Annotated in this window: 8 protein-coding genes; 3 read left to right on the top strand and 5 right to left on the bottom strand. The window is 59.0% G+C overall.

Annotation, left to right across the window (positions count from 1 at the left end; genetic code table 11):
- The 4 genes from coaE to AC33YF_RS12270 all read right to left on the bottom strand — a co-directional run.
- On the bottom strand, positions 1 to 381 hold a 381-nt coding region (coaE, locus tag AC33YF_RS12255; RefSeq protein ID WP_491777491.1), incomplete at its 3' end, for a dephospho-CoA kinase.
- The gene (locus tag AC33YF_RS12260; protein WP_491777492.1) at positions 381 to 1223 is read right to left on the bottom strand and encodes a shikimate dehydrogenase; all 843 of its coding nucleotides are present in this window, start codon (positions 1221 to 1223) and stop codon (positions 381 to 383) included. The genes coaE and AC33YF_RS12260, both read right to left, overlap by 1 nt.
- Positions 1224 to 1230: 7 nt before the next feature.
- Positions 1231 to 1854 (bottom strand): Maf family protein, encoded by a 624-nt coding sequence (locus tag AC33YF_RS12265; RefSeq protein WP_491777493.1) that lies wholly within the window; start codon positions 1852 to 1854, stop codon positions 1231 to 1233.
- Positions 1851 to 2687, bottom strand: a complete 837-nt coding sequence (locus tag AC33YF_RS12270; protein ID WP_491777494.1) for a pyruvate, water dikinase regulatory protein — start codon at positions 2685 to 2687, stop codon at positions 1851 to 1853. Before AC33YF_RS12270 ends, AC33YF_RS12265 begins: the two co-directional genes overlap by 4 nt.
- Positions 2688 to 3116: 429 nt before the next feature.
- Here AC33YF_RS12270 and hemE point away from each other — a divergent pair, with 429 nt between their 5' ends.
- From hemE to rho, 3 genes are all read left to right on the top strand, one after another.
- Positions 3117 to 4160, top strand: coding sequence for a uroporphyrinogen decarboxylase (hemE, locus tag AC33YF_RS12275; protein WP_491777495.1), 1044 nt, complete (start codon positions 3117 to 3119; stop codon positions 4158 to 4160).
- Positions 4161 to 4175: 15 nt separating this feature from the next.
- A complete protein-coding gene (gene hemJ / locus AC33YF_RS12280; protein WP_491777496.1) occupies positions 4176 to 4604 on the top strand; it encodes a protoporphyrinogen oxidase HemJ in 429 nt (142 codons plus the stop codon).
- A 283-nt stretch (positions 4605 to 4887) separates the two neighbouring features.
- Positions 4888 to 6153 (top strand): transcription termination factor Rho, encoded by a 1266-nt coding sequence (rho, locus tag AC33YF_RS12285; RefSeq protein ID WP_491777497.1) that lies wholly within the window; start codon positions 4888 to 4890, stop codon positions 6151 to 6153.
- 6 nt (positions 6154 to 6159) lie between these two features.
- Here the strand turns inward: rho and AC33YF_RS12290 are convergent.
- On the bottom strand, positions 6160 to 6340 hold a 181-nt coding region (locus AC33YF_RS12290; protein ID WP_491777498.1), incomplete at its 5' end, for a hypothetical protein.

Genomic DNA, 6340 nt, shown 5'->3' on the forward strand with positions numbered 1-6340 from the left:
CGTAACTGTTACGTCGACGCGGTCCTCCGCGCCCGTCTCGAAGAGCAGCGGTATTTCGAGAACCGCCATCGAAATGCCGGAAGCCTCCAGGTCGCATAGAAAGTCAATTTCGGCCTGTGTTACCAGCGGGTGGACGATTGCCTCGAGTGCCTTCAGACGCTCTGGCTGGCCGGCCACTTCCGCGGCGAGAAGTCCCCGATCGACCCGGCCATCGCGCGTCGTACCTGGGAAAGCTCTCTCGATTAGAGGTACTGCCTCACCCTCATAGAGCTGGTGCACGTACGCATCTGCATCGAACACGGGGACGCCATGCCGCCGAAAGTGAGCAGCGGCTGAGCTCTTTCCCATGCCGATCCCCCCCGTCAGGCCGACGACCAGCATCACCCGGCCTCCAGCGTGGCGACGACCTCCGCACGCAGATCCGCCGTCACGTCGGGGCGAATGCCAAACCAATGTTCGAAGCCAGGGACGGCCTGATGGAGGAGCATCCCCAATCCATCGACGGCCGTGAGACCCCGCTCCCGCGCTGCGGCCAGTAGCGGCGTCTCCAAAGGAACGTAGACGATGTCCGCTACAACGGCGGCGGTTGGCAGGGCGGGCACCATGATTTCCAGCGGCGGCTGACCAGTCATTCCGAGGCTGGTCGTATTCACCAGAAGTCCGCACGCTGGCAATGCTGAGTCCTTTTTATCCCAGGGCAGAACGTCGACGGGACTGCCGAACTCGCGGGCGAGGGTTTCGGCCTTCGCCACCGTGCGATTCGTCAGAAGGACCCGGCGCACGCCAGCCGCAATCAGGCCATAGAGAACCCCGCGCGCGGCGCCGCCGGCGCCCAAGACCATGGCCACGTCGCAGCGTGCTTGCCAGTCGGGCGCCAGCCCCTGGAGATTGATCATGAACCCATAGGCATCCGTGTTACTGCCTTGAAGAAGGCCCTGTTTGTCGAGCCATACTGTGTTGACCGCGCCGATTGCCTTTGCCGCGGTATCGGCCTGATCCACCGCCCTCAATGCCGCTTCCTTATGGGGCAAGGTAACATTCGCACCAACGTAGCCATGCTCCGACAAAGTCCGCAGAAAGTCGGCAATGTCCTCGGGCTTTACCGCCTCTTTTCCATACGCCCCGTCGATGCCGTAGTGCTTGAGCCAATAGCCATGAATAACAGGCGAGCGCGAATGCTCCACCGGCCAACCAATCACGCATGCGCGTGGCGGACTGCTCATTCTCCTGTCATCCTTCGATCGCACCCTCGCGACGGAGCGCTTCGAGAAGTGGGAGGAGCGGCAAGCCAAGAATCGAGAAGAAGTCTCCGTTGATATTATCGAAAAGCTGGATACCCAAAGACTCGATCTGATAAGCGCCAATCGAACCTAGAACGCCTTGACCCGCCGCTGCGAGATAGCGGCCAATGAAGGCCGGGGTCAGCTTGCGCATGGTCAGTGTCGCCACGTCAGTGTAGGCCCATTTAGTCTCGCCGCCCGTCGCAACGACCACGGCTGTGTGTAGTTGGTGGCTTCGGCCATTGAGTTCGAGGAGCCTCGCCCGCGCCGCTTCCATCGACTGCGGTTTCCCGTAGATCTTCCCGTCGACGGCCATAACTTGGTCTCCGCCGATCACGAAAGCCGCACCGGATCGCACGCTTACAGCCTCGGCTTTGGCGCGCGCCAGGACTTCAGCCACGTCACTTGGCTCGACCGTGCCTTCCAGGCCCATTGCCGTACGCATTGCCGCCTCGTCGAGACCAGCAGCTTCAGTGCTAAAGGTCAGGCCTGTGTTCTCGAGAAGCCTTCGCCGTGTGACAGATGCGGAGGCCAGGATCAGGGGTGCTCGGCCCTCTTGGAGGAAAGTGCTCATGGGTTTAGGGATGGCGCATCTCGGTCGTCATACAGGCGGATAATGGCCGCGGCAGTCTCCTCGATGGACCGCCGCGTTACGTCAATAATGGGCCAACCGTTGCGTGCGCAAAGCTGGCGTGTCTGCGTGATTTCAGCCGCGATAGCATCGCGATCTACGTAGTCGTCCAAGTGTCCATGGGCCTGCTCGATAACGCGGTTGTGGCGCACCTGCGATATGCGCTCCGGGCTTGCGACGAGCGCAACGACGAATGCGCCGGTCTGTTCTTCGAGCTGTGGCGGTGCGGGCACGCCAGGAATAAGGGGCACATTGGCGGTCTTGAGACCGCGATTGGCGAGATAGATGCTCGTAGGTGTCTTCGACGTGCGGCTGATCCCGAGCAAGATGATGTCAGCGTCGTCCAGATTGTCCGGCAGGTGACCGTCATCATGCATCATGGTGAAGTTCAGTGCCTCGATTCGGCGGAAGTACTCTGCGTCGAGTTGGTGTTGTCCACCCACGGTCGGAGTCGACGCCATACCCAAAAAGGACTCGAACACTTGGAGGACATTCAGCAGCGGCGCAACGTAAGGAACATTGAGTCGCTTACAAGCCTGCTCGAGCTTCTCGGCCAGGTCGCGATTGAACAACGTGTAGAGCACGATCCCAGGCGCGGCCTCGACCTCTTGAAGGACGCGCTCGAGTTCGCGTTCGCTTCGTACGAGCGGATGCAAGTGCTCGGTTGCGCGCGCCGCCGCATACTGAACCCCAACCGCGCGAGCGATTGTCACAAGGGTCTCGCCGGTGGCATCCGAGATCATATGAAGATGAAACGTACGCTGTTGGGTATCCATTGTACGACCATTGGATAACTGCGGCAGCCTGCGGGGGCAACATTACTCGGTTCCAAATCTCTCCCCGTAGACGAGAAAATCATACGCTAGGTTTTGCACAGATTCGTCTGTGTCTAGATCGCGACGGAGTTTTTGCGCAGGGGGGACAATAGTCTTTTTCATCCCCAGCGCCGAGACGGATCTACGCACAGGTTGCGGCGATGTTCTTCAGTCCGAGGTTGGCGCAGAAAGCGACCCCAGCTCAGAAGGTTACGAACGCTATCAAGTCACTTTAGCTACAGGACGTCTTCATGGATGCCAAACCCACAAATCCGACTATGCAGACCCTGTTGAAACTGTGGTGAAGAAGATGAATGTCCGCTATTCACGGGGTAATAAAAATAACAAAAACCTATCTAAAGACTCTTTCTATTAGTTTTAGAGACACGCATGTCCGGTTCAGATTCTCCATTCCTGTCTGTTTTGAGGGGCGAGACTTCCTCGCCACCACCTATCTGGCTCATGCGTCAAGCGGGCCGCTATTTGCCGGAGTACCGTGAAGTCCGAAAGACCGTTCCGTCGTTCCTGGATCTGTGTCTGACGCCCAAGTTGGCTGCCGAAGTGACGTTGCAGCCATTACGGCGATTTGCCTTCGACGCGTCGATCGTCTTCTCGGATATTCTGATCGTGCCGTATGCGCTCGGTCAGCCCGTGGCCTTTGTGGAAGGCGAAGGACCCAAGCTCGACCCCATTCGGGATGCGGCTGGCCTGGATCGGCTTGTCGCAACAAAGGCCCCATCAAAGCTCTCTCCGGTCTATGAGACGGTCGAACGGGTCGTGGCGGGCCTGCCGGACGATGTTCCGCTGATCGGCTTCAGCGGCGCGCCCTGGACGGTTGCGACGTATATGGTGGAGGGGGCCGGCAGCAAAGATCAGGCGCGGGCGCGAGCCCTAGGTTACCAGGACCCGGCCCTGTTCCAAGCGCTCATAGATACCATCGTTGAGACATCGGTAACCTACCTCTTGGGGCAGGTAGAGGCTGGCTGCCGCGCGTTGCAGATTTTCGACAGCTGGTCGGGCAGCTTGCCAGAAGACGGGTTCGCCCAATGGTGCATCGCGCCGACGAAAGAGATCGTTGCGCGTGTCAGAGCCGAGGTGCCGGATATTCCTATCATCGGCTTTCCCCGGGGCGCAGGCCCGTCGGCCGTGCGGTATGCGGAGGAAACAGGCATCGATGCTATTGGCTGCGACACAAGCCTCCCCGTTAGCTGGATCCGTGAGGCGCTTCAACCGATGGGGCCGGTGCAGGGTAATCTTGATCCAGTCCTTTTGGTCGCGGGCGGACCAGCGCTCGACGCTCGGGTACGGCAGATTCTGGAGACGCTCGGCGACCGACCCTTCGTCTTCAATCTCGGTCATGGCATCTTGCCTGAGACGCCGATCGAAAACGTGGAACGCTTACTAAGGCTGGTCAAGGGCGATGGCGCGTCGTAAAGGCCTGAAAAACCTATGTTTCTTCTCTACATCAAGGCGTTCCACATCATCGCGATGATCGCCTGGATGGCTGGGATCCTCTATCTGCCGCGGCTCTTCGTCTACCACACGGAGGCGGAAGCCGGCTCGAAGCAATCCGAGACCTTCAAGGTCATGGAGCGGCGGCTTCTGAAGGCGATCACGATCCCCGCAATGATCGCGACGTGGATTTTCGGGCTGATTCTCGCTTATTACCTGGTGAATTGGTCCGCGGCTGGCTGGTTTCACCTGAAGTTGGTTCTGGTCATTGCCATGTCGGCATTTACAGGGTTCCTGGGGCGCTGGACCCGCGAGTTCGCCGAGGATCGCAATACGCACAGCCAGAAATTCTATCGGATCGTCAACGAGGTCCCGACGCTTTTGATGATCGCGATTGTCATATTGGCGATCGTGAAACCCTTCTGAGGCTCATTGCTTTTTTGCCGCCTATGACGCTTTGGCCAAAATTCAACCAAATTCTGCGTGGCTTTTGCGTGAATTCTATTCCGCCCTGGACGAGCGTCTGCTATAAGCGACTCGAAATCAGGCTAAGACTTGAACGTTCCAGTTCGGCATTTGACGCGAACTGGCTGGGCCGATCCCACCGCCCTCCCGCCATAGACCACCCCTTTCCTTTTCTTTTCATGCGCGCGCGAACCCGTGCGCGGTAATCAAAACAACAACCCTTATCCCTATTGGAGTTAGCAGCGTGCAGGAAATGAAGCTGCAAGAATTGAAGGCTAAATCGCCGACGGAGCTCTTGAGCTTCGCCGAGGAGGTCGAAGTCGAAAACGCGAACGCGATGCGCAAGCAGGAGTTGATGTTCGCGATCCTGAAACAACTCGCCGCCCGTGAGGTCGAAATCACTGGCCAAGGCGTTGTCGAGGTCCTCCAGGATGGTTTCGGCTTCCTGCGGTCACCGGACTCGAACTATCTGGCCGGTCCCGACGACATCTACGTTTCGCCCTCGCAGATCCGGCGCTTTGGTCTTCGGACTGGCGACACGGTCGAAGGTCAGATCAGAAGCCCAAAGGACGGCGAACGGTATTTCGCGCTTCTCAAGGTCAACACGATCAATTTTGAGGAGCCTGAGAAGCAGCGCCACAAGATCCACTTCGACAACCTGACCCCGCTCTATCCCGACGAAGCGCTTGAGATGGAGACGGAAGATCCGACCAAGAAAGACTATACGGGCCGGGTCATCGACATCGTTGCACCCATCGGTAAAGGCCAGCGTGGCTTGATCGTGGCCCAGCCGCGCACCGGTAAGACGATCATCCTTCAGAACATCGCTCACTCGATCACGGCCAACCATCCAGAGTGCTATCTGATCGTACTTTTGATCGACGAGCGCCCGGAAGAAGTGACGGACATGCAGCGCTCGGTGAAGGGCGAGGTCGTATCCTCCACCTTCGACGAACCCGCCGCGCGTCACGTGCAGGTGGCCGAAATGGTCATCGAGAAGGCGAAGCGCCTGGTCGAGCACGGCCGCGACGTGGTGATCCTGCTGGACTCGATCACGCGGCTGGGCCGCGCCTACAACACGGTGGTTCCCTCTTCCGGTAAGGTGCTGACCGGTGGCGTAGACGCGAACGCGCTGCAACGACCGAAGCGCTTCTTCGGCGCCGCGCGCAATATCGAAGAAGGCGGTTCACTGACGATTATCGCCACGGCCCTAATCGATACGGGTAGCCGCATGGATGAAGTCATCTTCGAAGAGTTCAAGGGCACCGGTAACTCGGAAGTCGTGCTCGACCGCAAGGTCGCCGACAAGCGCGTGTTCCCGGCGATCGACATCGCCCGCTCCGGCACGCGTAAAGAAGAGCTGCTGGTCGATAAGGATCAGCTCAAGAAGATGTACGTGCTCCGCCGCATCCTGAACCCGATGGGTACGATGGATGCAATCGAGTTCCTGGTCGACAAGCTGAAGCAGACCAAGAACAATGCCGAATTCTTCGACTCGATGAATACGTAGGCTGTCTCAGACGGCCTTCGCTGCCCGCGACGCCTTGATCGTTTCCACCAGCTTGTCGGGTTCCGTGACCGGCAGAGAGCATTGCGGGCCGATGCATACGTAAGCCGTGGTCTTGTCGTTGACGACCGTCTTGCCGGCGGCGGGTGAGTTCGAAGGAAGCGTCTCGTCGGCCCAGACCTCGTCGACC

Source organism: Methyloceanibacter sp., assembly GCF_058506495.1.

What these genes read in the sequence shown, in the direction of transcription:
- AC33YF_RS12260 (WP_491777492.1), bottom strand. Translation starts at nt 1,223, where the DNA reads ATGAGCAGTCCGCCACGCGCATGCGTGATTGGTTGGCCGGTGGAGCAT.
- AC33YF_RS12265 (WP_491777493.1), bottom strand. Translation starts at nt 1,854, where the DNA reads ATGAGCACTTTCCTCCAAGAGGGCCGAGCACCCCTGATCCTGGCCTCC.
- AC33YF_RS12270 (WP_491777494.1), bottom strand. Translation starts at nt 2,687, where the DNA reads ATGGATACCCAACAGCGTACGTTTCATCTTCATATGATCTCGGATGCC.
- hemE (WP_491777495.1), top strand. Translation starts at nt 3,117, where the DNA reads ATGTCCGGTTCAGATTCTCCATTCCTGTCTGTTTTGAGGGGCGAGACT.
- hemJ (WP_491777496.1), top strand. Translation starts at nt 4,176, where the DNA reads ATGTTTCTTCTCTACATCAAGGCGTTCCACATCATCGCGATGATCGCC.